24 protein-coding genes are annotated in these 26,611 nt (G+C 34.9%); 4 read left to right on the forward strand and 20 right to left on the reverse strand.

Going from position 1 to position 26,611, the window contains the following annotated elements; translation table 11 throughout:
- The first annotated feature begins 51 nt into the window (after nt 1-51).
- Entirely contained in the window at nt 52-375 is a 324-nt protein-coding gene (locus tag GMC_RS0115200) for a hypothetical protein (protein ID WP_010522953.1), read from the forward strand.
- Here the strand turns inward: GMC_RS0115200 and GMC_RS0115205 are convergent.
- The 15 genes from GMC_RS0115205 to GMC_RS0115275 all read right to left on the reverse strand — a co-directional run bounded on the left by GMC_RS0115205 (nt 372) and on the right by GMC_RS0115275 (nt 17,234).
- Nucleotides 372-1,556 carry a beta-ketoacyl synthase N-terminal-like domain-containing protein gene (locus GMC_RS0115205; protein WP_010522954.1) on the reverse strand — a complete coding sequence of 395 codons (1,185 nt, stop codon included), beginning with the start codon at nt 1,554-1,556 and terminating at the stop codon, nt 372-374. The genes GMC_RS0115200 and GMC_RS0115205 overlap by 4 nt on opposite strands.
- A 28-nt stretch (nt 1,557-1,584) precedes the next feature.
- Nucleotides 1,585-2,850, reverse strand: coding sequence for an adenosylmethionine--8-amino-7-oxononanoate transaminase (gene bioA, locus GMC_RS0115210; RefSeq protein ID WP_010522955.1), 1,266 nt, complete (start codon nt 2,848-2,850; stop codon nt 1,585-1,587).
- The gene (gene bioD, locus GMC_RS0115215; RefSeq protein ID WP_010522956.1) at nt 2,850-3,470 is read right to left on the reverse strand and encodes a dethiobiotin synthase; all 621 of its coding nucleotides are present in this window, start codon (nt 3,468-3,470) and stop codon (nt 2,850-2,852) included. The genes bioA and bioD overlap by 1 nt, the downstream gene beginning before the upstream one ends.
- A gap of 90 nt (nt 3,471-3,560) precedes the next feature.
- A complete protein-coding gene (locus GMC_RS0115220) occupies nt 3,561-4,712 on the reverse strand; it encodes an aminotransferase class I/II-fold pyridoxal phosphate-dependent enzyme (protein ID WP_010522957.1) in 1,152 nt (383 codons plus the stop codon).
- A gap of 58 nt (nt 4,713-4,770) precedes the next feature.
- Nucleotides 4,771-5,166 (reverse strand): hypothetical protein, encoded by a 396-nt coding sequence (locus tag GMC_RS0115225; protein ID WP_010522958.1) that lies wholly within the window; start codon nt 5,164-5,166, stop codon nt 4,771-4,773.
- Between the two features lie 331 nt (nt 5,167-5,497).
- Nucleotides 5,498-6,493, reverse strand: coding sequence for an aspartate-semialdehyde dehydrogenase (locus tag GMC_RS0115230; protein WP_010522959.1), 996 nt, complete (start codon nt 6,491-6,493; stop codon nt 5,498-5,500).
- Between the two features lie 628 nt (nt 6,494-7,121).
- Nucleotides 7,122-7,616, reverse strand: coding sequence for a peptidoglycan-binding protein LysM (gene lysM / locus GMC_RS0115235; protein WP_010522960.1), 495 nt, complete (start codon nt 7,614-7,616; stop codon nt 7,122-7,124).
- A 402-nt stretch (nt 7,617-8,018) separates the two neighbouring features.
- On the reverse strand, nt 8,019-8,777 hold the full coding sequence (locus GMC_RS0115240) for a tetratricopeptide repeat protein (protein ID WP_010522961.1): 759 nt from the start codon (nt 8,775-8,777) through the stop codon (nt 8,019-8,021).
- 1 nt (nt 8,778) lies between these two features.
- Nucleotides 8,779-10,563, reverse strand: a complete 1,785-nt coding sequence (locus GMC_RS0115245; RefSeq protein ID WP_010522962.1) for a BatD family protein — start codon at nt 10,561-10,563, stop codon at nt 8,779-8,781.
- 113 nt (nt 10,564-10,676) lie between these two features.
- Nucleotides 10,677-11,573 carry a tetratricopeptide repeat protein gene (locus GMC_RS0115250; protein ID WP_010522963.1) on the reverse strand — a complete coding sequence of 299 codons (897 nt, stop codon included), beginning with the start codon at nt 11,571-11,573 and terminating at the stop codon, nt 10,677-10,679.
- Complete coding sequence (locus GMC_RS0115255) at nt 11,573-12,622, reverse strand: vWA domain-containing protein (RefSeq protein WP_010522964.1); 1,050 nt, start codon at nt 12,620-12,622, stop codon at nt 11,573-11,575. The genes GMC_RS0115250 and GMC_RS0115255 overlap by 1 nt, the downstream gene beginning before the upstream one ends.
- A gap of 3 nt (nt 12,623-12,625) precedes the next feature.
- Entirely contained in the window at nt 12,626-13,630 is a 1,005-nt protein-coding gene (locus GMC_RS0115260) for a vWA domain-containing protein (RefSeq protein WP_010522965.1), read from the reverse strand.
- The gene (locus GMC_RS0115265) at nt 13,630-15,243 is read right to left on the reverse strand and encodes a hypothetical protein (RefSeq protein ID WP_238528022.1); all 1,614 of its coding nucleotides are present in this window, start codon (nt 15,241-15,243) and stop codon (nt 13,630-13,632) included. Before GMC_RS0115265 ends, GMC_RS0115260 begins: the two co-directional genes overlap by 1 nt.
- Before the next feature lie 41 nt (nt 15,244-15,284).
- Nucleotides 15,285-16,151, reverse strand: coding sequence for a DUF58 domain-containing protein (locus GMC_RS0115270; RefSeq protein WP_010522967.1), 867 nt, complete (start codon nt 16,149-16,151; stop codon nt 15,285-15,287).
- Between the two features lie 81 nt (nt 16,152-16,232).
- Nucleotides 16,233-17,234 carry an AAA family ATPase gene (locus GMC_RS0115275; RefSeq protein WP_010522968.1) on the reverse strand — a complete coding sequence of 334 codons (1,002 nt, stop codon included), beginning with the start codon at nt 17,232-17,234 and terminating at the stop codon, nt 16,233-16,235.
- Between the two features lie 305 nt (nt 17,235-17,539).
- Between GMC_RS0115275 and GMC_RS0115280 the strand changes: the two genes are divergently transcribed.
- A complete protein-coding gene (locus tag GMC_RS0115280) occupies nt 17,540-18,676 on the forward strand; it encodes an ATP-binding protein (RefSeq protein WP_010522969.1) in 1,137 nt (378 codons plus the stop codon).
- Between the two features lie 3 nt (nt 18,677-18,679).
- Nucleotides 18,680-19,414, forward strand: coding sequence for a metallophosphoesterase family protein (locus GMC_RS0115285; RefSeq protein WP_010522970.1), 735 nt, complete (start codon nt 18,680-18,682; stop codon nt 19,412-19,414).
- Nucleotides 19,415-19,619: 205 nt separating this feature from the next.
- Here the strand turns inward: GMC_RS0115285 and radA are convergent, their stop codons facing one another.
- Together radA and GMC_RS0115295 are read right to left on the reverse strand one after the other, a co-directional pair.
- Complete coding sequence (radA, locus tag GMC_RS0115290) at nt 19,620-20,984, reverse strand: DNA repair protein RadA (RefSeq protein ID WP_010522971.1); 1,365 nt, start codon at nt 20,982-20,984, stop codon at nt 19,620-19,622.
- 382 nt (nt 20,985-21,366) lie between these two features.
- Complete coding sequence (locus GMC_RS0115295; protein ID WP_010522972.1) at nt 21,367-21,957, reverse strand: GNAT family N-acetyltransferase; 591 nt, start codon at nt 21,955-21,957, stop codon at nt 21,367-21,369.
- A gap of 281 nt (nt 21,958-22,238) precedes the next feature.
- Here GMC_RS0115295 and GMC_RS0115300 point away from each other — a divergent pair, with 281 nt between their 5' ends.
- A complete protein-coding gene (locus GMC_RS0115300; RefSeq protein WP_010522973.1) occupies nt 22,239-22,514 on the forward strand; it encodes a hypothetical protein in 276 nt (91 codons plus the stop codon).
- A 282-nt stretch (nt 22,515-22,796) separates the two neighbouring features.
- On the opposite strand, the gene trpS is transcribed toward GMC_RS0115300, so the two are convergent.
- From trpS to GMC_RS0115320, 3 genes are all read right to left on the reverse strand, one after another.
- Nucleotides 22,797-23,768, reverse strand: coding sequence for a tryptophan--tRNA ligase (gene trpS / locus GMC_RS0115305; protein WP_029489821.1), 972 nt, complete (start codon nt 23,766-23,768; stop codon nt 22,797-22,799).
- A 171-nt stretch (nt 23,769-23,939) separates the two neighbouring features.
- Entirely contained in the window at nt 23,940-25,067 is a 1,128-nt protein-coding gene (locus tag GMC_RS0115315) for a Fic family protein (protein ID WP_010522975.1), read from the reverse strand.
- Nucleotides 25,068-25,179: 112 nt separating this feature from the next.
- Nucleotides 25,180-25,497, reverse strand: a complete 318-nt coding sequence (locus GMC_RS0115320) for a hypothetical protein (protein ID WP_010522976.1) — start codon at nt 25,495-25,497, stop codon at nt 25,180-25,182.
- Nucleotides 25,498-26,611: the final 1,114 nt, after the last annotated feature.

Genomic DNA, 26,611 nt, shown 5'->3' on the forward strand with positions numbered 1-26,611 from the left:
AGAACGTTTTATTATTGAAGGCTTTTCAAAAAGTTATAAAAATAAATTATTATGAGAAATTTAATATCGAGAACGAAAGTTCGAGGGTTTAAGTTTCCAAAATTAAAAAAAGAATTAGCGATTCGTAAAGTCGAATCTGGAGCTACATTTTATATTTTTCAATGGAAACAACCCGAAAATAGTAATTTTGAATACGAAATTACTGTCAATGGAAAAAAAATAATAAAAAAATCTGAGGCAAGTACCATCCTTTTTTCATGTTACAAAAGTAACTTTAATGAAGGTGAAAACACGGTACAAGTAGCAGCCCAAACCACTGATAATTGTTCAGTAACTGAATCGTTAAAATTCAATTACTCGTACAGTGACAATTAGTAATTATTTACTGAATAATTAGGTAGTTCTAATTTGATAGTAACAGCATTTCCCCCAAAACCAACTGCATTGATTAAAATTGTCTTCAATTTTTTAGGAAATTGTTGATCAGGTATGAAAGGTACTGGAATCGCTTTTTGATGTGTTAGCATTAAAATAGCGAGTTCCATACTTAATGCACCACTAGCGCCAAAGCTATGACCAATTTTCCATTTATTGGAGGTTAAAAAAGGTATTTGCTGCTGAAAAACTTGGCGTATTGCATTATATTCCGAACTGTCACCTTTAATAGTTCCTGGAGCATGCATTACAATGGCATCCACCTCATTTAATGGAGTAGCACCTAATGCCATTTTAATTGATGCTTGAAAACAATCCGCATTTGCGGAAATTGAAATATTGTGCGTTAATGGCTCAGTAGCATACCCAATTCCAGTAATTACAGCATTTGCATTTGCTTTTATTCCTTTTTCCAAACAAAAAACAGCGGCACCTTCACCCAAAAACATTTGGTTTCTTTTTTTATTCAAGTCCAATGTGCGACAGGGGTAGCTAACTTTTAAGTGCTGCGTATAAATTTTTAAGGCTTTCATTTGCGCTACCGTAAAGGGGGTTAGCGGAGCCTCGCTTCCTCCTACCATAAATTTGTCGGTCAAGCCAGAAGTTAACCAGGCAACCCCATTTAATACTGAATGTAATGCTGTGGAGCAGGTAATAGAGTGGCTAATTTCAGGCCCTTTGGTTTCTAAATCATTGGCAATCCATGAGGATAGATTCCCTAAAGTGGTGGTGGGCGAACTTAACGTACTCGTTTTGTTAGTTTTCAGGTATTCTTTATGGTATTTTTCAAATAATTCAGTAGCCCCACGAGAGCTCCCCATATTGATACCAAAATGACTGTTTTTTTTCCAGCCTGCATTTTTCATCGCTTTTCGGGCGGCAAAAAGACCCATTAGCACGGATCGATCAACATTTGCATAGTGAGATACGCTTTGCTTTACGGATTCTAAAAGCGCATTTTCCTGACTTTTAAGCGGGGCAACCGCAGTATCTTCTCCCGTAAGGGGAAGCAAATCAATACAATGTTTATCTAGTTGTAAATAAGTTTCCCAAATTTCTTCGGGCGTAGACCCTAAAGGAGAAATTGATGCAAAACCAGTTATGGAAATAGGTGAATTCAAAGATATTGGGTTAGTTACGCGTGTAAAGTTATAAACTATTTAAAAGACTTTGAATGGCCTGGTAAATTTTATTCAGCTGTTCCGTTGTAGTTACATACGGAGGGAGTAGGTAAATTGTGTTCCCAAGGGGCCTTAAATACACGCCTTCGTTTTTAAAATGGTCAAAAAGTTGATCTCGTAATTTGCCGTAACGTTTCATTTGTATATTAAGGTCAAATGCCAAAATAACTCCTTTAGTTCTTATATTGGTTACTTTATCATGATTCTTTAGGCTGTTTGCAAATGCTATATGCGCTTGTTCAATGCGTTTTTTTGATGCCTGAACTTCCTGCGAAAGCAGTAAATCAATTGCTGCTAAAGCCGTAGTACATGCCAATGGATTTGCGGTGTAAGTATGCGCGTGGAATAAGCCTTTACTCATATCATTACTGTAAAAGGCATCATAAATTTTTTGCGTACAGGTAGTGACGCCCATAGGCATTAAACCTGCGGTAAGCGCCTTGGATAGGCACATTACATCTGGTTTTGTAGCAACAGCCTCTGATGCAAAATTTGCGCCCGTTTTTCCAAAGCCAGTCATTACCTCATCGGCAATAGTAATAATTTCGTGGGCGTTACAAATTTTAAGAATCTTATTGAGTGCTTGCGCTGGGTACATTTTCATGCCTGCAGCACCCTGAACCAAGGGTTCATAAATAAACCCTGCAATTTTGTTTTTGGCAATTAATTGTTGTAACTCATTTAAAACACTATCAATTGTTTCTTCGGACGGTACTGGGATACGCACTACCTTTATAAAATGCTCCGTAAATGGACCATTATAAACTGATAATCCGGATGCTGACATGGCACCAAAGGTGTCACCATGAAAACCCTCTTGAAAAGCCAGAATCGTATTCCGTTTATTTCCTTTGTTATAATGATATTGCAACGCCATTTTTATGCCAACTTCCGTAGTAGTGGAACCATTATCTGAAAAAAATACTTTTTGTTGATTATCGGGTAAAATTTTAATCAATTTTTCAGATAATTCAACCGCAGGTTGGTGGGTAAAGCCACTAAACACTATTTGATCCAACTGCTGCATTTGGGCGTATACCTTTTCAATAATGTAAGGATGACAATGGCCGTACACACAAGTATACCATGATGAAATACCATCGACATAACTTACTCCATTTTCATCATACAATAGTGCGCCTTTGGCGCTACTAATAGGCAACACATCGGGATGTGTTTTATGCTGTGTAAGTGGATGCCAAATATGGGCTTTATCTCTTGCTTGTAAACTCATTAAAAATTAGCTAAACGTTGTTTTAATTGACTTGCGTATTTTAATACTACTTCTGCATTCATCGTTTTTTCTTCATCAATTCTGCCTAAAAAAGAGAAGCCTGTTTTTTTTAAAATAATACTTTCGGTTGTTTTATGCTCTTTTCCGTTAAAAATAAGCCCAACGTTTGTAATGCCTTTTTGTTTTAATATTGCCGCGCTAAGTAAGGTGTGATTGATACTCCCTAAATAATGCCTTGAAACTAATATTACTTTATCCGTTGGGAGTAGTAAATCCAAAATAGTTTCGGTATCATTTAACGGGACTAACAAGCCGCCTGCACCTTCCACTACTAAATTATTTGCAATTTTTGGTGTTTTTATCGCTTTCGCAGAAATTTGAATTTGATCAATTTCTGCAGCAGCGTGCGGACTCATAGGTGTTTGCAATGCATAAGCATTTTTATGAAAGGTTGAGGTAGTATTGCTTATCCATTGTTTTACTTTGTCGGTATCCGAATACTCAAGATCACCTGCTTGAATCGGTTTCCAATAATCGGCCTTTAAAGCTTCGGTAACTATTGCCGAAACTACCGTTTTGCCCACTTCCGTTCCAATACCTGTTATAAAATAACGCTGCATTTTTTATACTTATTTAAAGTACAAATGTACGTAGAGTCTAAAAATATTAACGCATAACGATTTTTAATTTTTTGATACGATAAAGGCCTTTTAAATACAATTGATAACAACTTCCAAGGCTTCGGTAATTTCTGCAAAATTATTGTAACTATGTAAACAAAACCTAAGGCGTTCCTTACCCTCGGGTACCGTGGGGGATAAAATAGGCTTTACTTCAAAACCATAAGATTTTAAAATAACAGCTACACTTTTTACCTTTTCATTCCCAGGTACAATACAGCAATGAATAGCGGAATCACTTTGAGTTGAAAATTTATCCAAGGATAACCGCTTTTTTTCAGAATTAAAATGCAAAATGTTTTTTTGTAGTTCCTTACGGGAATTGTCTTTTTTGGGGTTTTCTAGTTTTGTATACGATGCCCCAATAGTTGCAATAGCTTCTGGCGGAAGCCCGGTAGTGTAAATCAAACTACGCGAAAAATTGACTAAATACGTATACACGTCCTCGGAGCACAACACAGCAGCACCATGGCAACCTAATGCTTTACCAAATGTAATTATCTGAGCAAATACTTGATTTTGAATACCTAATTCATCGACCAAACCCCTGCCACGAATTCCAAAAACACCTAGGGCATGGGCTTCATCTACAACCAAATAGATGTCATTTTGCGAGCAAAATTCAGCAAAAGCCACTAAATCTGGAGAATCCCCATCCATAGAAAATACTGATTCAGTAACTACATAAATGTTTCTTATTTTTTCGCTTTGAATTCGCTGTACTTTTTCCTGCAAATCGTTTAAATCATTATGTTTAAAACTAAAGTTTTTGGCATAATTCATTTGCAGACCGTCCCTAATAGAGGCATGACTAAGTTCATCATAAAAAACAACATCTCCACGTTGCGGCACGCAGGAAAAAAAACCAATATTGGCATTGTAGCCCGAATTATAGACTAGTGCTTTGGGTACTGTATGAAAACGGGCAATTTGAGCCTCAACAACAGGATATAAATTATGATTTCCTGAGAGTAAACGAGATCCGGTTGCACCGTTTTTAGCTTGACTGTGTTCCTTAACCAGCTTACGTGCTAAACGCTGAATTTTTGGGTTTTGAGCAAAGCCCAAATAGTCGTTTGAATGAAAATCGATACGATCACTTTGCTTAGGTAACGCCCGTAATGCACTCGCTTTTTCTCTTGTTTCTAGCTTTAATTTTAAATTTGGGGGCAAATTTTTCATATTCCTAAAATATAAAATTTTTAGGAAATACTAATTTCAACCTCAAAATTGAGTGGCATCACTTTACTAAAACACCTTTGTCTGTCATGTTAGGAATGGCTTGCAAGGCTTTTTCATTAATGGTATTTTTCCTAAACACAAATTTTTTGTCGAACAGCTTATTGTCCAAAAAATAAGTGACACTAAACTCATTCGTAAAAGAAATCACTTTGTCCTGAATAAATTCAATTTTTGTAGCTGATTTAGGGGCTACAGTACCCAACATATGTCTGAATTTTGAAGTTTTTTTCTCCGTACTATACCCTTGCGAAACTACCATTACAGCATCAATCTGTTGGTCGTTATCATTTATAATAAAGGCATTCCAATCGTACAATTCGTATTCCGTATTCCATTGTTTTACTACGGCTACGTATACATTTTTTACAATTGGGATTTCGATGTCTTTCTTCAAAAAAAATAATTAAGCAATCCCTTTTTACTAATTAAAAGGGAAAGGATTAGTATCTAAACTAGGGATGCACGTTGTTGTCCGATCTAGTAATTCTAACTCTTGTTCAATTAGGACCACATTTAGAGTCGTTATCAGTACAACTAGTTAAAATAGAAACATTGAATAAAAAAAAGGAACCTAGTAAAAATCGTGTCATATTAAAAAATTTGTGCGAAAATACGTCTAATTATAGTTTCGCACAAAATTTTAAGAATTGAAGATTTACAATTGGAATGGCACTTAAAAATCAGCGCCATACACTAGCCAGTTAAATTACATTTGCGTGCAATAATTAAGCTTGTAATATTTTATTTGCCACTAAATATTCAGCAATCTGTACCGTATTTGTAGCTGCTCCTTTACGTAAATTATCCGCAACTATCCACATATTTAATGTATTTGGCTGCGATTCATCTCTTCGTATACGCCCAACAAAAACCTCATCCTTATCATGTGCAAAAGCGGGCATTGGATACGTATTGGTATCCAAGTTGTCCTGAACCACTACTCCTGGCATTTCAGACAATAGTTTTCGAACATCAGCAACATCAAAATCATTTTCAAATTCAATATTTACAGATTCAGAATGCCCTCCTGCTGTTGGAATACGCACTGCAGTAGCGGTTACGTTAAAGGAATCATCACCAAGAATTTTCTTTGGTTCTTTAACCAATTTCATTTCTTCTTTGGTATATCCATTTTCTTGAAAAACATCACAATGAGGAATTGCATTTCTGTTTATAGGATACAAATAAGCCATTTCTCCTTCTATTCCTTTTGTTTCATTTTCCAATTGCTGCACTGCTTTAACGCCTGTACCAGAAACCGATTGGTACGTAGAAACGATTAATCGCTTCATTTTATATTTTTTGTGCAAAGGAGCCAAAGCCATTACTAATTGTATTGTAGAACAATTTGGGTTAGCAATAATCTTATCTTCTTTTGTCAGCACATTTCCATTTATTTCTGGAACCACTAATTTTTTGGTAGGATCCATACGCCAAGCGGAAGAATTGTCCACCACCGTAGTTCCTACTTCGGCAAATTTAGGCGCCCACTCTAAAGAGGTATCCCCTCCTGCTGAAAATAAAGCTACATCAGGTTTCATTTGAACCGCAGTTTCAAGTACTACACAAGGGTACTCCTTGCCTTTGAATGAAAGCTTTTTTCCTTCAGATTTTTTTGATGCAACAGGAATTAATTCTGTTACAGGAAAATTTCTTTCTTCCAATACTTTTAACATTACGGTACCTACCATTCCGGTAGCACCTACTACAGCTACTCTCATTTTTATTTATTTAAAAATTATAATTTTATAGAATGCAAAAGTATTACATAATTTTAACTAAAAACAATTTTATAGCTTATTTAGCAGGGTAAAAGCATTTAAACAATGAAATTGGAAGCATGTTTGGTAGAATAAGCACTTTGCAGTATCTATCTCGATATTGAATTACTTAAAAAATTGAGAAATTTTTGATTAGATACAAACGAAAATATAAGCCTAGTTTTAATTATACCATTTCTTATTATAAAATATAAAATCAAAAAAATCCATTTATGTGGTAAATTTAATGTTGAAAACGGTATTGCATAAATAAATTGTTGGAATTTATATAAAATTTATCAATAATAGAGGTGAAATTTGAGCGGTCAAATACTATTGAATAAGACTTGTGTGCGAAGGTCTTGAATATAAAAAAAGCCCACTGTTAGTTCAGAAGGCTTTTTGCTATCTTATACCATTACCTATATGAATTTACCGAATTAAAATATGCTTTTAGAAATTCTACGTTAACATAAAAAAAATCGTAACACATGCTGCTATGCTTATTTTTTCTGTTTTGTATAATTTCTAAACCCTTCATTTTTCTTTAAGGCAAATTCAAACAGGAAATGGTATTTATTAATTTTTTTTAAGCACTCAATACAGGAATGCGTAGTACTTGTCCAGGGTAAATCTTATCAGGGTGAGTAAGCATTGGTTTGTTTGCTTCAAAAATAACTGGGTATTTCATGGCATCGCCGTATACTTTTTTAGCAATTTTGCTTAGCGTATCGCCACTAACTACAGTATGGAAAGTAGCTTCAGGTTCTTGTACCTCAGCTTCTTCAATTTCCATTTGATCATCAACCTGAGCAATACCTGAAGTATTCCCAACAACTAAAATAACTTTTTCTTTAGTAGATTGATCGGCAGCTAAACCACTCACAATTGCGGTATCGTCATTAATTATAACTTGCATATTTTGCACCTCTAATCCAAGATCTGAGGCTGTTTGAACCATTTTTGAAGCAGCGGCTTCATTTGCAGCTTTTATTGCTTCCGCTTTTTCAGCAGCTTCTTCGGCGGTTGATTTCCCGATCCCTATTGCAGCTCCCGCATTTTTGATAAATGAAAATAATCCCATAGTTAAGTGATTTTATGTTTTAATATTACTAAGGTCAAGTTATAAAAATTTGTTGATACTTAAAGCAGAAGTGTTAAAATTATAATTTAACTATGACTTTGGGGAAAATAGATGCTGGCTTTAAATTTAAATGACTCCAATAAAAATTAGGATTTTTTATTTGGTCAAGTAAGGAAATATAAGCCTAAGCCTTGGTGCAAGATTCATTTGTTTTGAAGTACCACGCGATAAAGAACCATTATTAATGAGAAACTTGAAATAGGTACGGGTAATTGGATAATTCAACTTTATGCTCACTCAATACTCAGGTATCAAATTATTGTAAAGAAAGAATTAATTAAGTTGTTCATTACAGGGTCAATTTTTAATTGAATGAAAGTAATTTAGTTGAAAAGTCCATATTTAAAGTGCTTTCACTTCCTTTTGAGGGAGCCAACCTACTTTACCATCACTCAGTTTTACCTTACGCCAATCATCTACTGCTTCAAGTAATTTTACTTTGGTACCTTCATGTAACGTATATAACTTTTCGCTCCGTGAGTTAGGCTCGCTCTGTATTTTTATTTCTTTTGCAAAAATAATAGCATAGCGATTGTTCTTTTTATTTGTAACGGTTAAAAAAGCAACTAGTACACAAAAAGCGCTCAAAACTATGGAAAAGGTCCACCCTGCAAAAAATACTTTACGCTGTTGCGAACTTACTGCCCTATAAAATACTACAAAACACACCGCAAAAAGAAAGATAAATACAACCGATAACCAAGCCCAAGTATCCACCTTAAACATTGAAACTAGTTTGGTGTAAAGCCTGCTTAAAAAGCCTTTAGGAAGGGGATCAATTTTATCAATTCTCATGTTTTTTGCAAATGTATAGTTTGCCAACACCTCTTTATTGCCAGGAGCCAACTGCAATGCTTTTTCGTAATAATAAATACTTGGAGCTATTTTTTGTAGCTTGTAATAGCTGTTTGCCAAATTAAAATACAAGTTTACAGATGCATTTCCTGTTTTTTCAATGGATTTATACAACTCAACTGATTTGTTGTAATCTCCCTTATTATAGGCTTCATTGGCTTGAGAAAACACAATGTCATTTTGCTGCTGACCCAAAACAAAAAGCGGAATAAAAACGTACAAAAGACTAAAAATTAACTTTTTCATTTTACAACTGTTTATCAATTTTGGCAATTACTTGCGAAGCTTTTGCATAATCTTCCTCCATGGTTTGTTGCGTACTTGGTGTATAACGTGCCATGTCACAAGTTTGTAACAACTGCACATAATCAGTTACTGAAGCTTCAGCTACAGACTTACTTAAAAGTAGCTCTTTGACGCGTTCCTTATTCATTTCGCTGGTTTCAATACGCAATTTAGCTTTCAAATAATTGTGTAATGCTTTTTCTAATGCCAGATAAAAATTGGTTGAATCTCCTAAATTCTTTTTGGCTGAAGACAGGTATTTTTTAGCCAACTTATTTGCTTGCCTTGCCCTGGTGCCACTCGCATCATTGGCATAAGCCTCCGATCTTTTGGTAAGCAAGATAACTACTGGCACTACTAATAGTGGCATCAATAGCAGTAACCAATATAAAGTCGATTTGAAAAACTGAGACGAAGCTAAGGGTTTTAAATTAGCTTCAGTTTTTATAAAACCAAACTGCGTAGGTGGCGCAACTACTTTTTGGTTACTGGACGTATTTTCATTTTTATTAGCATTTCCCGCTGGTGGTGGTGTTCCTCCAGATTGTGGATTTGGCCCTTCCAACACATTAATTGATAAGCTTGAGGAAGATTTTGTTTTGTACACTCCTGATTTTGGATCAAAATATGAAAATTGAACGGTAGGTATGGGATAATTCCCCCGGTATTGCGGCACTAAAGTATACGTATCGGAAATACTCCCTGACATTCCTGACAAGCGCGTTCTAACTTTTTCTTTATGCTCAGGATCGTACATTTCAATAGCAGTAGGAACTTTTAACTCCGGCAACTGAAACAATTTTAAGTTTCCATTACCCTGTACCTCCACTTTTACTTGCAACGACTCAGATGCTTTTAAATTGGTTTTTGTCTGCGTAACCCTAAAATTAAAGTTTCCTACGGCACCACTAAAACTTGCTGGTGCATTAGCGGGTAATGGCTTTACGTTAATTATAGTGTTCCCGGCTGAAACATTTTTATTTACCGTATTGGTTAATCGACGACCAAAAATATCCCTTCGATTTGTGGGTACTTGCACTGGAACAGAAAGTGTTAATGGTGTCAACTTAAGTTTACCCGTTTTTTGAGGATAAAGCACTACTTTTTTGAGCACCACAAAGGCACTTTGTTTTCCTTTAAAGGTTCCTTGTTCAGCCCTTAGCTGTTTAATTTCAATATTCTGGCTCCAAAAATCACGAAACTTAGGACTGTCAAGCTCCTGAGGCATATTTATTGACACTTCAGGGTCCCAATATAACTTATATTCCAAAGTTACTGCCTCATTTAAATAGGGATTAGGATTGGAAACACTTGCTATTAAATGCAAACTTCGGTCAGCAACAAAGTCGGGATTTTCGCCTTCCGTTGGATTTTTAACCGCTGGCGTAACTTGAATAGAAATAGGTAGTGTTTTGTAGGTTTCTCCCTTAATCTCAATACTGGATTGCCCAATTTTAAAATTACCTACTTTGGTAGGTGTTAAAAAGTAAGTAAAGGTTTTTTTATAAGAACTTTTACCATTTACCCAAGAGCGACTTACCGATTGACTTGGTCCTGAACTTACCCGAAAGCCATTAAAATTAGGTTGCGAAAAATTATCCCCATCGGCATTCATTTCAAACACCACTTTAAGGCGTTCATTCATTCCCAATTTCTTCTTATTTACTTTAGCTACAAAATTCACTTGTGCTATCAATATACTTGAGAGCAAAAGCAATATTCCAGTAAGTATTTTTTTTAATTTCATTTCTTTTTTCGTTGTCGGTTGTCAGTTTTTGTTTTGAATTATAAAAATATACTATTTACAAATGAACACTGACTACTTTATACTGCGAATCCTTTACATAATAAGATAAAAAGCTACCAGTCCTTATCTGATTTTGTTTTAGGACCTCGGACTTTTTGTGCATTAATTTTATCCTGCACTTTCTTTTCCTGATTTTCCATGGCTTCTAACAAACTTTTCACCTGATCAGGAGATAGTTTTCCTTTTGCTGGTTTTGGTTGTTTTCCCTGGTCCTCTTTTTCATCACCTTTATTACCATCCTTATCTTTTTTATCCTTAGCATCATCTTTTTCCTTATCCTTTTCGTCCTCACCATCTTTCTTTTTATCCTCCTCTTTATCCTTATCGGCGTCGTCTTTCTCATTTTCCTCTTCTTTTTTCTTATCGTCGTTATCGCCTTTTTTATCCTGGTCTTTTTTATCTTGTTTGTCCTTGCCGTCCTTATTATCCTTGCTGTTTTTTTGATCCTTATTATCCTTATTCTGATCTTTATTTTGCTGATCTTGTTGTTTTTTTGCCTGTTTAGCAACGGCTAAATTATAGCGTGTTTCATCGTCCATAGGATTGTTTCGCAATGCATTTTTATAAGCTTCAATGGCTTCATCAGGCTTTTGCATTTGCAAGTAAGAGTTCCCTAAATTATGATATGCAATATGTTTTTCTGCTTTTGTTTTAGCTAAGTTTGCGGCTTGTTTATTGCGCTGCACGGCCTCCTGAAAGCTTTTGGTTTTGTAATAGGAATATCCCAAATTGTATTTAGCCTTTCCATTATTAGGATCTTTTGCAATAGCTTTGCGGTATGATTTTTCGCCCTCCAGCACATTTCCTTTTAACAACTTTTCGTTTCCTTCAAACACATACTGAAGCGCCTCTTTTTCAAACTTTGGTTGCTTTTTTTTCTTCTGCGCTAAGCAAACCCATCCATTACAAAAAATTAAGGCAACCGCTAATAATTTAAATACTATTTTCATTAGCTTTTCTTTTCTTTAAACAAATCCATTTTTTTAACCCATAAAGTACGGCGATCTAATACAAAAATATCAAGTAATAAAAATAGTAACGCCGCACCTAAAAACCACTGAAATTGATCCTTAAAATCAGCAAATTGCTTGGCTTCAAACTCCTTTTTATCCATATTTTGCAGCAATGCTATAATTTTGTCAACGGCTTGCTGGGTGTTAGATCCATCAATATATTCTCCTTTAGCCTCGTCGGCAATATCTTTTAATGTCGATGGCACCAAACGTGTAATTACAGTTTCCCCCTCTTTGTCTTTTTTGTAGCTTTGAACAATTCCGTTTCTTTTCAATGGAATTGGCCCACCTTTTTCGGTACCTACACCAATAGTAATAATTTTAATCCCTTCCTGCGCGGCCTCTTCAGCTGCATCTTCTACATTACTGCTATCATGATCCTCTCCATCACTAATAAGTACCAATACTCTGTTGGTTTGTTCGGCATCATTGTAATAGGTTTTTGCCAAATCAATAGCATCGGCAATGGCAGTTCCCTGAGAAGAAACCATATCCGTATTTAAAGCTTGTAAAAATGTTTTACCAGAAGCATAATCTGTAGTGATCGGCAATTGCGGAAAAGCACTTCCTGCATATGCAATGATTCCGATGCGATCCCCGACTAAATTATCGATAATTTGTGAAACTAATCGTTGTGATTTTTCCAATCGGTTTGGAGCTATATCCTCGGCCAGCATACTTTTCGATACATCAAGGGCAAATACTAAATCCACCCCCTCACGCTTTACAGTTTCCATTTTACTCCCCATTTTGGGGTTGACCAAAGCAATAGCTAAACAAGAGAGCGCCAAACTGATAAAAATGAGTTTTAAAACTGGCTTAAACACCGATCGATTTGGCGCTAAGCGATCTAGTAAGTTTGAGTCGGCAAACTTTTTTTGAGTTCGTTTACGCCACCAAAAATTAGCAATAGCAATTACAACTAGTACAGGTATAATTACTAGTAACCAAAAGTAAATTTTATGTTCTAAAAAATAAATTCCCATAATTTATATAAAACTTTTGAATAGCGTTTGTTTCAATAAAAATACCAATGCGGTTAATCCAAAGGCAAACAAGGCAAAAAACCTGTATTTTTCTTCGTATTTAGTGAATTTTATTTCCTCGACATCTGTTTTTTCAAGCTTATCAATTTCCGCATAAATTTGTTTTAAACTTTTGTTGTTTGTAGCTCTAAAGTATCGACCAGAAGTAGTTTTTGCAATTTGTTTTAATAACTTTTCATCAATTTCTACCTGTACATTGCCGTATTGAAAGGAGCCATCACTCCTAATAGCTACTGGTGACAGCGCTGTTCCGTTAGTACCTACACCTATGGTGTACACTTTTATACCATATTCCAAAGCTAACTCTGCTGCTATGGAAGGATCAATAAATCCTGCGTTATTGGTACCATCAGTTAATAAAATTATTACTTTACTTTTGGCCTTACTTTCCTTTAATCGGTTTACTGCTGTGGCTAATCCCATGCCAATAGCCGTTCCACCCTCTAGCTGTTGGGTAAATTTTAATGAATTTAAAGCACTTAGCACTATCGTTTTATCGCTGGTTACGGGGGTTTTTGTAAAACTTTCCCCTGCATAAACCACTAAACCGATTCGATCACTTTTTCGTCCTTTGATAAAATCGGCAGCCACTTTTTTAAGAGCTTCCAATCGGTTTGGCTTTAAATCTTTTGCTAACATACTCCCCGAAATGTCAATAGCCATAGCAATATCAATCCCTTTAGTTGTTTTTGTCTGTGTGGAAACATCCACATTTTGCGGCCTAGCCAGTGCAACAATTAATGAGGCTAACGCCAACATTTGCATTGCAAAAAGCAATGGTTTTAACTTACTTAATATATCAGAGGAAGTTTTAAATCCCGCTATTGTACCTACTTTAAGGGAGGCCTGCTGATTATTTTTCCTCCATACATACCATGCTATTGCAGCAGGAATGCATAGCAACAACCAAAAAAATGCAGGACTTTCAAATGTATATTTTGAAAACATTAGTTATCGCTTTTGTTTATTTCTACTGAATTAATTATACGTTTCATTACTTTTTGAGAAGCTTTATCCCCTTGTTCGTAAAATACAAAGACTTGTTGAGCGCCTTGAGCTTCAGCAAATATTAAAATCGTGTATTCAAATTTGATCGTTTTATCGGTTTCAGGAATAGGATACTCAAAACTTCCGAAAACTTTAGCCCCTTTGGTGCCATTTAGGGTTTCAAAATCCTCGTTTTTAACTAAAATATTTGTTCCGCCTTGTTGTTCAATTTGTTTAAATACGCCTTCAACTCCTTGTTCTACGGTGTAACCCACATCCTGGCGGAATGATAATGTATTGACTATGATATTAAATTTGCTTTTTAATTCTCCGTACAAATAGACTTGATTACCACTCAATATTTGTTGTTGCTGTCCTTCTATTTTTACAGGGTTTCGTGTTAATACTCCAGGCGTACTCAACGATATACCGGGCACTCCGTAGGTGCTAGTAATCCATTCTTTATCTAATAACGCGTTACCCGCTTTACCTAAAACTAATCCCGTAATTTTATTTAAATTTTGAACTGCAAAATACGATAGTACCGCAGCAAGTAGCGCAATTACCCCAGCAATAATCATACTGTTTTGGCGCTTTCTTTTTCGTTTTGCTTCCTGCTCTAGTCGGTAAGTTTCATTTTGTAGTAATTGTTCCTCCGTTAATTCAGGTTTACCTTCATTTATTTTTTGGATAAAATTGGCAATCACCTGCTTATCAAACTGTGCTGTTTCCAGTGAAGGATTAATTGCAGCAAACTTGGCATAATCTGCATTTTGTAAAGCATTTTGAAACTCAGCTATTGCTTCTTTTTTTAAAGCAACATCACCCATTTTCACTTTTAAGTTTAATGCAGTTATTAACTCATCCGTAGTGCTTTCTAAGGCGTGTTCAGCAAGCTCTTCTTCCAAATATTTTTTTGCAATGTCCGTTAATTGTGAATAGTACTCTTTGTATTTGTTTTCGCTCAATAAACTTTCAGTAGGCACACGATCCAGAGCTAATAATGTTTTGTCGTAAATTGGTAGTAATGATTCGGGATCTACCTTTTTTTGTCCAAATCGCCATACTAAAAACATTACCAAAGCTACAATTAAAATACCACCGATGATCCAATAAACGATAGTCATCCAATCGGTTTCGGAATGGTCATCTTCAGGCATGATGCCTTTTATATCGTACAATTTGGTTTTAGAAGTATCAACCACCACATCCCTTACTTCTAGCGCAAGCGAATCCGTATAAAATGTTTTGTCTGCAATAATTACTTTTTGCCTGGGAATGTAATAATGTCCCGAATCAAATTGAGTTAACGCGTATTGTTTTAGTAGCCGATAACGACCGCCTTCATCCAGTGTATCAATTTTGAATGACTCCAATACTTCCAAGGGACTAAAACTTTCTCCTTCGGGAAACACTACGTTTTTGCCTTTATTCCCTTCTACCTGAATTGCATAATTAACCACAGAGCCTATTTTAATGGACGTGGAATCAATAGCATTGCGTACTTGAAACTGATTTTGAGCATGTATTGAAAAACCAAAAAACACTAAACAGCCCACTAATTTTAGTAGCAATTTTTGATTACAATAATATATTTTGTGATGATTTTGCATTGTTAATTTCTTCGTTTAAAATAGCCTAATAGCTTTTTAACGTAATTTTCATTTGTACCGCAACTTACCGCTCCTGAGCCACTTTTACTAAAACCTTGTTCGTAATAGCTTACTTTTTCAGCATAGTATTTTGCATAATTTTTCCTGATGGTTTTGGATGATGTGTTGACTAATCGCACCTGACCCGTTTCCTGATCATGCATTTGTACTATCCCTAAATTAGGAATTTCAATTTCGGATTTATCAAACACTCGGATACCTGTAACATCATGCCTGCCCGAAACTATTTTTAAAGTTTGCAAGTAATCATCGGCAATAAAATCAGAAAGCACAAACACGATTGCTTTCTTTTTTTGTACGTTACTTAAATATTTTAAGGCTTGTGAAACGTTGGTTTTATTGCTTTTTGGCGAAAATTCTATCAACTCCCGAATAATACGAAGTACATGCGAACGCCCTTTTTTGGGAGGTATAAATAATTCTATTTCGTCAGTAAACAAAATAAGACCTACTTTATCATTATTTTGCGTTGCTGAAAAAGCTAAAGTAGCGGCAATTTCAGTTAAAGTTTCTTTTTTAAATTGGTTTTCAGTACCAAATAATTGGGATCCTGAAACATCTACCATGAGCATTAATGTTAGCTCGCGTTCTTCTTCAAAAACTTTAATGTATGGTTCGTTGTACCTAGCGGTTACATTCCAGTCTATAGCACGGACATCATCGCCAAACTGATACTGACGTACCTCGCTAAACGTCATACCACGCCCTTTAAAAGTAGAGTGATACTCTCCTCCAAAAACGTGATCGCTTACACGACGCGTTTTAATCTCTATTTTGCGTACTTTTTTAAGTAATTCTTTTGTATCCATCTTTTAGTTGCGAGTTAAAAGTTGTGAGTTGTGAGGGTTGTATTTTACTACCAACCGACAACTGACAACTGACAACTATTTTTAAGGCACTTCAATTTCATTTACAATTTGGCTAATAATATCTTCGGTAGTGATATTTTCGGCTTCGGCTTCGTAGGTAATTCCGATACGGTGACGTAATACATCGGTTACTACAGCCCGCACATCTTCGGGAATTACATAACCTCGGCGTTTAATAAATGCAAAACACTTAGCTGCTGTAGCCAAACTGATGCTACCACGAGGTGACGAACCAAAATTGATCAATGGCTTTAAATCAGGTAAGTTATATTTTTCAGGGTAGCGTGTAGCAAAAACAATATCAAGAATGTATTTTTCTATTTTTTCATCCATGTACACCGTTTGCACTGCTTTTTGAGCTTTTAATATTTGCTCTGTACTAATTACTGGATTTACAGTTTCAAAACTACCCGATAAATTGGCACGCATAATCAATTGCTCTTCTTCCAATTTAGGATAATCAATAACCACTTTAAGCATAAATCGATCCATTTGCGCTTCGGGCAACGGATAAGTCCCTTCCTGATCCACTGGATTTTGAGTTGCCATTACTAAAAATGGCTTGTCTAGCTTAAACGTTTCATCGCCAATAGTCACTTGTTTTTCCTGCATGGCTTCCAGTAATGCACTTTGTACTTTAGCGGGTGCTCGGTTAATTTCATCAGCCAATACAAAATTGGCAAATATTGGTCCTTTTTTAATTAGGAAATCGTTCTCTTTCATGTTATAGATCAACGTACCAACCACATCGGCAGGTAATAAGTCAGGCGTAAATTGTACCCGGCTGAAACTTCCTTGTACTGCTTTAGAAAGTGTGTTGATCGCCAATGTTTTTGCCAATCCTGGCACCCCTTCTAACAAAATATGGCCTTGACCCAAAAGTCCAATGAGCAAACGCTCAATCATATATTTTTGACCAACAATTACTTTATTTAGCTCTAAAGTAAGCAAATCGATAAATGCTGATTCTTTTTCAATCTGTTCATTTATCATCCTAATATCAACGGTAGCGGTTTGTTCCATTATTGATTAATTTTTAATGTCGTGAATTTACTATTCCTATCCTTACCCTGCAAATTGCAATTGGGGTATCCTACATTCCTTTTTTAAAATAAGGTTCAATTTTATTTTTTAAACTATATTTAACCTCATTGAGGTGACAACAATTTTATTTTTTAAAGTAAAAACCATTTTCAGGGCTTTTTTTCGCCCTTTTGGCTTTAATTTTTTTGCACTTTCGATATCACATTTTATAGTAAACGATTACTTAAAATATGTGTTGCATTTTTTTGAATAATTAACTTAATAGCAACAATTTCTTTTTCCTTATGATAAACAAAAGGCTCTTAATCAAAAATTTACTAGCCCACAATAATGAAAATAGTTTTTATGATAAAAAACTACGTATTCAATTATCGGAAAAAGAAGGAAAAGCTAAATTTTTAAAGCATGTGTGTGCGCTATCCAACTCAAACCCGAAAAATAATTCTTTTATAGTTATCGGAGTAAAAGATGAGGATAATGAAATTATTGGAGTAGATTTTTTTGACGATAGTAAAATTCAGAATTTAATTAACGCCTATTTAGAAAATCCACCAGTGGTTTCCTATGAAAACATTGCATTCCCACATTTATCAACCGACAAAGTTGTTGGCTTAGTAACCATTCACCCTACAAATACGGAGATTTGCACGTTAAAAAAGAACATTTGGAAATACCAAAAAGGAACGGGCTTTTTGAGGGATGGAAGTATAAGTATGCCTAAAGAAACAACCTTTGCTTTAAAGGATTTTAATTCAAAAATTGTTACTGCAATTGAAAGTCATTCGCAAAATACTATTGAATATACGCTGGATGGTGTTTTTGACTTTATGAAAAGTCGAAAAAAATACAAACCTAACTATAAAGTATTTCAGGAATATTTTGTGGTTTGTTGGGCAGGAAAAGAAAAACGTGTAAAAAACGAAATGTACTATTCCAGAGTAGATATTGAACTTATAAATGAACAGGTGCGACTTTTTTATTCAGAATTTGATGAAGTGAGTATTGAAATGACTGAAAATGAATTTATTATAACCGAATTTATCAGCTTAGGTTACGATGGTACTCATAAATATTATCCGTTTGAAAAAATGCGTATTCAGTTTAAAAGCAATGTTTCATATGAAATGGGGTATGAGCTTTTATTTGAGCCACCAACATTTGCGCCTGCAGTCACCCGTTTTTTAATAAAAAAAAATGAAGACCTGCTTATAAAATTAACTAATCATATCACTTTAACTCACAAAGAAAGAAATTGGCTTAAAGAATTACCGACTACGTACTTGATTTGCTATTTAAATGGTGTGGATACGGCACTTGAAAAATTAAAGGAAGCCAAGCCCGTTTTAAAAAAGCATTCTGCAGAAATTTATAAACTATATAAAGACACCATGCGTGTTATTAGAAAAATTCGTTACAACTAATTTATGTTAACAAACCGAACATTTGCCATTGGTGATATCCACGGAGGACTTAAAGCATTACAGCAATTACTTTCAGAATTAAGGCTTACGCCAGAAGATCACCTGATTTTTTTAGGAGATTATGTTGATGGTTGGAGCCAAAGTGCTGAAACTATATTTTTTTTAATGGAATTGTCAACAAAATACCAATGCACTTTTGTTAGAGGAAATCATGACGAATTATGTTTTCAGTGGCTAAAAACCAAAAACCATACCGATCAATGGCTGATTCACGGTGGCCAAGCCACTAAGGATAGTTACGCAAAATTCACTGCCAAAGAAATTGAAACCCAATTTGATTTTTTTGATAGTTTGCAAAATTATGTGATTCTTAATGAGAATAAACTTTTTTTACATGCAGGCTTTACCAATTTGCATGGGCCGCATAAAGAATATTTTGAAAAACTCTTTTATTGGGATCGAACATTATGGGAATTGGCTCTTTCAGTAGATCCAAAATTAAAAAAGGATCACATTTTGTACCCAAAACGCTTAACGTTATTTGATGAGGTTTACATAGGGCACACTCCAGTTTCGCGGATTAATAAAACAACTCCTGTAAATGCGGCTTGTGTTTGGAATGTAGATACTGGAGCTGCTTTTAAAGGCCCCCTAACTGCTATTGATATTGAGTCCAAAGCGGTGTTTCAAAGTGATCCCGTACATACGTTTTACCCTGATGAGCGCGGTAGGAATTAGTCATTTGATTCTTAATGTAAAAATATAGGCTTTAAAACCATTATAGAGTTACATTAAAAAGCTCACAAAAACAACCTTTTGACTGAATAACACAATCTAATAATAAAGAGAAATCAAAAAAAAATACAAAATCAAACTTTTTGGGGAAATTAGCTTTTAAAGATGCCTATAATAATGAATATATTCCTAAATACAAACTTCTTTCCTATCCAAACAAATAACTCACCACATCTTCAATACGGGCAACTTTAATTTGCTGAATGCCTTTAGTAGCCACGCTAGTTTTAGAATATTTAGAAATTAAAATTTGCGAAAATCCTAGTTTTTCAGCCTCTTGAATGCGTTGATCCACTCTGCTCACAGGTCTAATTTCGCCAGCCAAACCTACCTCAGCCGCAAAACAGATGCCTTTATCTAACGGAATATCCTCGTTGGAGGATAAAATTGCCGCCACTACTGCCAAATCAATAGCAGGATCATCCACTGTGATGCCTCCAGTAATATTTAAAAATACATCCTTGGCGCCTAGCCTAAATCCAGCGCGTTTTTCCAAAACGGCAAGCAGCATGTTCAATCGTTTTGCAGGAAACCCCGTGGTGCTTCGCTGAGGAGTTCCGTATACAGCAGTACTTACTAAAGCTTGAATTTCAATCATTAGAGGGCGCATACCCTCAATAGTTGACGCTATGGCTGTCCCACTCAACGCTTCTTCCTTTTTGGAAAGCAGCAATTCACTAGGATTAGCCACTTCCCTTAATCCTGCGGATTGCATTTCGTAAATTCCCAATTCGGCCGTAGAGCCAAAACGGTTTTTGTGCGCTCTTAAAATTCGGTACACAAAATTACGATCTCCCTCAAACTGCAACACAGTATCCACCATGTGTTCCAAAATTTTAGGTCCGGCAATAGTACCATCCTTGGTAATATGTCCAATTAAAAGCACAGGTGTATTCGTTTCTTTGGCAAATTTAATCAGTTCGCTGGTGCACTCTCGTATTTGCGAAATACTCCCAGGGCTACTCTCAATATAATCCGTATGCAACGTTTGTATGGAGTCAATCACCAACACATCGGGCTGTGTTTGGCTAACTTGCTTAAAAATATGCTGTGTTTTAGTTTCCGTTAAAATAAAACAATTATCCGTTTCGGCTTGCATACGTTCGGCGCGCATTTTGATTTGTTTTTGACTTTCCTCGCCAGACACATACAAGGTTGTAAACGGTAATTTTAAGGCAATTTGCAGCAAAAGCGTACTTTTGCCAATACCAGGTTCCCCACCTAGTAAAGTCAATGAACCAGGCACTAAACCACCTCCGAGCACCCTGTTAAATTCGCCATCGCCCGTATTAAAACGAATATCTGCCGTAGTATCAATTTCCGAAACCTTTAATGGCTTGGAAACCCTTTTTTGAGGAGTGGCGCTCTGTTCCTTCCAGGCAACTTTTTCCTGTTTTTCAATAATTTCTTCAGCAATACTATTCCATGCTTTACAACTGTTGCACTGCCCCTGCCATTTGGCATATTGCGTACCGCAACTTTGACAATAAAAAGTAGTTTTTGTTTTTGCCATTAAATTAAAATCATATTTAATAAAAGCTACTAATAGCTATATCCAAAATACATGCTATACAGGTAAAAAGGCACACATAACAGTGCTGTGGTATCAGCATGCATTAAATTACCGTTTTGCATCTTGCATTTACACTAAATTCGAGATACAACTATTGGTAAGCGCAAATTTAGTTTAAAAAGTAGCGTTCTAAAAAAGATAGTTACCGCATTATCCAAATATAATTTCGACGCTGATTTAAAGTATGCAATTTAGTGTTGAAAACAGTACAATTAGTATTGGGGCGTGACCACAAGGGTCAGGCTTTCCTTTGCAATTCCTCGCACCTCCTACGTCGGGCTGTGGGATTTCCAATACAATCCTTCACGCAAAAAAGAGAAGGTTACTCATATTTCTTATTCATTTTATAAATCAACGACTTTTTCACCGTGTTCCATTCTGAATTTAAAATTGAAAACACCACCGTATCTCTTAAACAACCCGTAGTAGTATCAATTCGGTGATTTCTCAAAATGCCATCTTGCTTTGCGCCCAAACGTTCAATTGCTTTACGAGAAGCGAAATTATGCCAATGCGTTCTGAATTCCACAGCCACACATTGCAAATGTTCAAAAGCATGCGTAAGTAACAAATATTTACATTCCGTATTTACACCCGTACGCTGATACGACTTGGCGTACCAGGTAGTGCCTATTTCAAGCCTTTTGTGTGTAGCTTCAATATTCATAAACCTAGTGGTTCCTATAATTTTGTTATGACGCTTATGCCTAACTGCAAATACTATTGAAACCCCAGCCGCATTTTCCTGAATCGCTTTGTTTATGTAATTTTCTATACTATCTGGTGTGGGAGCCGATGTAAACCATAAATTCCAGAGGTTGCCATCTTGTACAGCCTCCCTCAAATCAGCCTGATGTTCGGTAGAGATTACCTCCAGTTTTACTAAACTTCCTTCAATGTCTAATTTTTCCAATGTTTAAACGTTATTAATACATATTTACAATACACAACTCATTAGAATTTAAAAATAATTAGATTATTTTAATTTTTGGTGAAATTTTTAAAATTATCTATCGACTTATAGCGGGTAGTTGTTTTTAAACAAGCTTTGTAAGAATATTAAAGCATTTTAAAATCGTTTAAATGCATTTTTTTACGCCGAAAAGTGTTAAAAAGGCAATTTTTTAGCATCAGTACTACAAAATTTGTATATTAGCAATACCCAATTTATCAATTTCATAAAACACTACAGTTATGAACGCATTAAAAATTGACAAGGAAGCTGTATCACAATTGCACTTTCCTACTGAAGAAGTATTAATAAAAAAAGAAGATCAGGTTAACCGAAATATCTCTTTAAAAAGAGCACAAGTTTTGGGCAACATTGATCACACAAAAATGAAAATAATTTTTCAGGATAATACAGGATTAAAAAAAATACACACAACCATTTGGGGTGTTACCGAAAAATATGTGATTTTAAAATCCGCCAACGTATTGCCATTAAATCGTATAGTTGATGTGTATTAAAACTAAAATATAAAAAACGAGCTGTTCAAATTCATGTGTAATATATAGTATATCGTTTAGTTTTTTCATAAGGTGGTTCTAGTGATAAAACGTTATACTTAATTATTTTGAATGGCTCTTTTTTAACTTACTACAGTAGCAGCAAATTAATACCAATGCTTTGATATATATATCATTTTAGTTGTTATAACCCACTACCTTTCAACAGTAATTCCCAATTTAAACTGGTTCTTTTTTTCTGATTCTTTATAGTGTTATTATTCGTTTCAATAATACATACTGTTAATATCCCATTTGTGTTCGCACTCTTTTTAATGTTGCGGCAGCTACTTTTTCCGCTTTTTGGGCACCAATTTTAAGCGCTTCTTCTATTTCCTGTGGATGAGCCATGTAGTGGTTAAACTTTTCACGTTCCGTTGCAAAACGTTTTAACACGCATTCATACAACGCCTGTTTGGCATGTCCGTATCCAAAATTTCCTGCCAAATAGTTTTCGCGTAAAGCTTCAATTTCCTTTGGAGTACCCAATAATTTGTACAATGTAAATACGTTACAAGAGTCTGGATCTTTAGGAGCTTCCATTGGTGTGCTATCAGTAGCAATCCCCATAATTTGTTTACGCAATTTTTTTTCAGGCAAAAATATATTGATAATATTTCCTTTGGATTTGCTCATTTTCCCTCCATCAGTCCCTGGCACGTACATAGTACTTTCCTGTGTTTTAGCTTCGGGTAATACAAATAATTCCTTACCCACTTGTGCGTGTATGCGAGAGGCTACATCTCTGGTCATTTCCAAATGTTGCAGTTGATCTTTGCCAACAGGAACTAAGTCAGCATCATATAATAAAATATCCGCAGCCATTAACATAGGGTAGGTAAATAAACCTGCATTAACATCTGCTAGCCGGTCAGCCTTATCCTTAAAAGAGTGTGCTAATGTTAAACGTTGGTATGGGAAATAGCAACTTAAATACCAACTGAGCTCCGTTACTTGTGGAATGTCGCTTTGTCGATAAAACACCGTATTTTCAACGTCTAATCCACATGACAACCATACTGCAGCAGTAGCTAATGTATTTTCTTTTAGTGTTTTTGCCTCCTTAATTTGTGTTAGGGAGTGCATATCGGCAATAAATAAAAACGACGTGTTTTCAGGCTCATTTGCCATTGCGATTGCTGGTAAAATTGCTCCTAAAATATTTCCTAAATGTGGTGTTCCGGTACTTTGTATCCCAGTTAGTATTTTTGCCATTGTGTTATTTTTTGTGCAAATATAACAGAACTTACCAGATGTAACCCCCAATTTAATGGCACTTTTAAAAGCATTTTTTATGGGTTTGCCTTTTTTAAATTTAATGAATTTCAATATCAAAAAAATAACAGCAACATGGTTTATCTATAGCCTACTGGCAAAACGAATGCTTTAAGTGTTACCATCTGGCAATTTTAGTTCGTAATTTGTGCTTCTTCCACCACTTTTTTCTTTCAGTAATATTTTTTTTTTGATTAAGTCTTGTATATCTCTTAAAGCTGTATCTTGAGAACATTTACATATTTTTCCCCATTTAGAAGTTGTAAGTTTTCCGTCAAAACCATCGAGAATTTTGTTTAGCATCTTTTGTTGTCGTTCATTTAGAATAGTTTTAGAGTTTATTTTCCAAAATTCAGCTTTGATCAAAATTTTAGATAACAATTCGGATGTTGATTCGAAAGAGTTTTTTAAACACGCTAAAAACCAAAGTATCCAATCCGTAATTTCTGAAGTTCCTTTTTGTGTTTTTTCTAAAATTTCATAGTACTGTTTTCTTTGAATCCTTATTTGAGAGGACATACTATAAAACCTTTTAACGCTATTATCTGAACGCGCAAGTAACATTTCAGTAAGTGCTCTTGTGATTCTTCCATTTCCATCTTCAAAGGGGTGTATGGTTATAAACCATAAATGAGCTATTGCCGATTTTAATACAGGGTCTATTTCGTTTTCAGATTCAATCCAATGAATTAGAGCTTCCATTTCTGAATCTATTTTTTCTGAACTCGGCGCTTCGAAATGTACTTTTTCTTTTCCCATTGCTCCTGAAACAACTTGCATTGGTCCAGTTGAATCTTTTCTCCAATCCGCAACGGTAATTTTAAACATATTACTCCAACCTGTGGGGAATAATAAAGAGTGCCAACCAAATAATCTGTCTTTTGTTATGGGTAAACCATAACGTTGTGTTGCATCGAGCATCATTTCTACAATTCCATCAATATGTCTTTCCGATTCTGTGGCTCCAGCTAACGCTATACCTAATTGTTTTGCTACAGAAGAACGGACTTGTTCTAAATCTAGAATTTCACCTTCTATTTCAGATGATTTTACAATTTCTAAAGTAAGTGTATTTAAAACAGCTTCATCTTGTTGGTCAAATCCAAGAGATTCCATTTTTCCTAATAAACGACCTTGAAGATTTCTCGTTTCTGCTAATTCTTTAGATATAAGTTTTTCATCCCAAGTAAAATCTGTCCAATTCTCTTTTTCGTGTATATAAATTTGTAATCGTCGCATAATGTGCGACAAAAATAATCAATATTCTCCGCAATCAGAATTATCTCCGCAAATATTACTGAGAAAAAGCATGTTATTCTCCGCAAAACCATATTTTTTGATTGTTGTTAATCTATTTTGAAACGTTCAAGATTATTTTGCTTTCACTTATATTAGAAAATTTATCAGTTGCCATAAAAGTTAATTCGAAATCCCCTATGATATTTGCTAACCCAAATATTTCCATTTTTTTAGCATCAAACTTTAACCAATCAAATTTATTTTTAAGTTTTATGGCTAATGGAGTATTATTAACATTCTTAAAATAATTTTCAGGTAATGAAATTTCAAATCTACTCCCATTTTTTATTGAATAACTATAAACAGGTTTGTAAACAAAAGGTTTAAAAAGTTTAGATGTGCTTACCCAATAAATATCTGATTCAGTCAACCCTTTTTCCCCGATTTGTAAACGCGTAAAAAAACAGAAAATTATTATCGATACTTACGAATGGTCGTCTATCCCAATCTGTCGAATTTATGGTAGAGTCTACTGTTTTTGGTTCAGTCCATTTGTTATTAATATCGCGATAGCTAATATATAAATCCATCCAAGTTTTGCTATCCGTATATCTACAAAAAATTATATAATCTTCTTTAGGTGAAATAAAGACACTTTCTTCGTCATTCTCTGAATTCAATTCAGCTATTCCAACAGTATTTAAGTAATTTTGATTGGCTAATTTTTAATAAAATAAATCAGCGGTGTAACAATTTTCTTTTCCTTCACAATTTCTATTTGATGAAAAATAAATAGTTTGATTGAGAGTCATACAAGCCGAAGCTTCCCTACTGTTTGAACTTAAAGGACTTTTCATTTTTTTTGGAAAACTCCAATTATCATTAATTTTTTCTAGCTTCCAAATATCAGTGATATATAATCTATTTGTGTCTGATATGCTTTGAGTATAAAGTATGTATTCTAGTTTTGAGAGTAAATTTTGAAGCGACTTTAGTCGAATTTAAACATTTATTATTCGAATAATTATACGGTTAATAGTTACTTCTATTTGACAAACTCAATATAAATAAGTTGGGTTCAGTTAATGATTTTGGGTTAATAGCTAGTAATCGGCTAAGCTACTGTGTTTGGTGTGATTGAAAAAAGTTAGAACTTAAGTGTTGCGGGAATAGAACGAATCGCCAAGCTCGTGATCCGTACGCTTGTTAGTGAAAGAGGCGCACTCTCCTAATTTACGGGGAGAGCCGTTTATTCATTTATAAAATTTGTTTCAACTATGTAGATAAATTTTTCTCGATTAGTATTTTTAATTTTCCTAAAGAGAATTTCTGTTTTGTTATTATAAATATCTAGATTTTCATCGGTATAGTTTTGGAGTTCATCAAAAGTGCTAAATTCTCCTTGCAGTAATTTATTAGCTGTTTTTCCTGAAACAGGAAGTAATTGCTAATTATATTTTTCATTAGGATTACCAAGTATCAATAGCTTTTCTAGTAGCATCTAAACCTTCCAATTTAGCTAAATCTATTTCTTTTTGAATATC

The sequence above is a fragment of the Aquimarina agarivorans genome (genome assembly GCF_000218485.1).
Taxonomy (GTDB): Bacteria; Bacteroidota; Bacteroidia; order Flavobacteriales; family Flavobacteriaceae; genus Aquimarina; species Aquimarina agarivorans.

What these genes read in the sequence shown, in the direction of transcription:
- GMC_RS0115245 (WP_010522962.1), bottom strand. Translation starts at nt 10,563, where the DNA reads ATGAAATTAAAAAAAATACTTACTGGAATATTGCTTTTGCTCTCAAGT.
- GMC_RS0115260 (WP_010522965.1), bottom strand. Translation starts at nt 13,630, where the DNA reads ATGTTTTCAAAATATACATTTGAAAGTCCTGCATTTTTTTGGTTGTTG.
- GMC_RS0115285 (WP_010522970.1), top strand. Translation starts at nt 18,680, where the DNA reads ATGTTAACAAACCGAACATTTGCCATTGGTGATATCCACGGAGGACTT.
- GMC_RS0115250 (WP_010522963.1), bottom strand. Translation starts at nt 11,573, where the DNA reads ATGAAAATAGTATTTAAATTATTAGCGGTTGCCTTAATTTTTTGTAAT.
- GMC_RS0115315 (WP_010522975.1), bottom strand. Translation starts at nt 25,067, where the DNA reads ATGCGACGATTACAAATTTATATACACGAAAAAGAGAATTGGACAGAT.
- GMC_RS0115240 (WP_010522961.1), bottom strand. Translation starts at nt 8,777, where the DNA reads ATGAAAAAGTTAATTTTTAGTCTTTTGTACGTTTTTATTCCGCTTTTT.
- GMC_RS0115300 (WP_010522973.1), top strand. Translation starts at nt 22,239, where the DNA reads ATGAACGCATTAAAAATTGACAAGGAAGCTGTATCACAATTGCACTTT.
- bioA (WP_010522955.1), bottom strand. Translation starts at nt 2,850, where the DNA reads ATGAGTTTACAAGCAAGAGATAAAGCCCATATTTGGCATCCACTTACA.
- trpS (WP_029489821.1), bottom strand. Translation starts at nt 23,768, where the DNA reads ATGGCAAAAATACTAACTGGGATACAAAGTACCGGAACACCACATTTA.
- GMC_RS0115270 (WP_010522967.1), bottom strand. Translation starts at nt 16,151, where the DNA reads ATGGATACAAAAGAATTACTTAAAAAAGTACGCAAAATAGAGATTAAA.
- radA (WP_010522971.1), bottom strand. Translation starts at nt 20,984, where the DNA reads ATGGCAAAAACAAAAACTACTTTTTATTGTCAAAGTTGCGGTACGCAA.
- lysM (WP_010522960.1), bottom strand. Translation starts at nt 7,616, where the DNA reads ATGGGATTATTTTCATTTATCAAAAATGCGGGAGCTGCAATAGGGATC.
- GMC_RS0115230 (WP_010522959.1), bottom strand. Translation starts at nt 6,493, where the DNA reads ATGAGAGTAGCTGTAGTAGGTGCTACCGGAATGGTAGGTACCGTAATG.
- GMC_RS0115200 (WP_010522953.1), top strand. Translation starts at nt 52, where the DNA reads ATGAGAAATTTAATATCGAGAACGAAAGTTCGAGGGTTTAAGTTTCCA.
- GMC_RS0115275 (WP_010522968.1), bottom strand. Translation starts at nt 17,234, where the DNA reads ATGGAACAAACCGCTACCGTTGATATTAGGATGATAAATGAACAGATT.
- GMC_RS0115220 (WP_010522957.1), bottom strand. Translation starts at nt 4,712, where the DNA reads ATGAAAAATTTGCCCCCAAATTTAAAATTAAAGCTAGAAACAAGAGAA.
- GMC_RS0115280 (WP_010522969.1), top strand. Translation starts at nt 17,540, where the DNA reads ATGATAAACAAAAGGCTCTTAATCAAAAATTTACTAGCCCACAATAAT.
- GMC_RS0115255 (WP_010522964.1), bottom strand. Translation starts at nt 12,622, where the DNA reads ATGGGAATTTATTTTTTAGAACATAAAATTTACTTTTGGTTACTAGTA.
- bioD (WP_010522956.1), bottom strand. Translation starts at nt 3,470, where the DNA reads ATGCAGCGTTATTTTATAACAGGTATTGGAACGGAAGTGGGCAAAACG.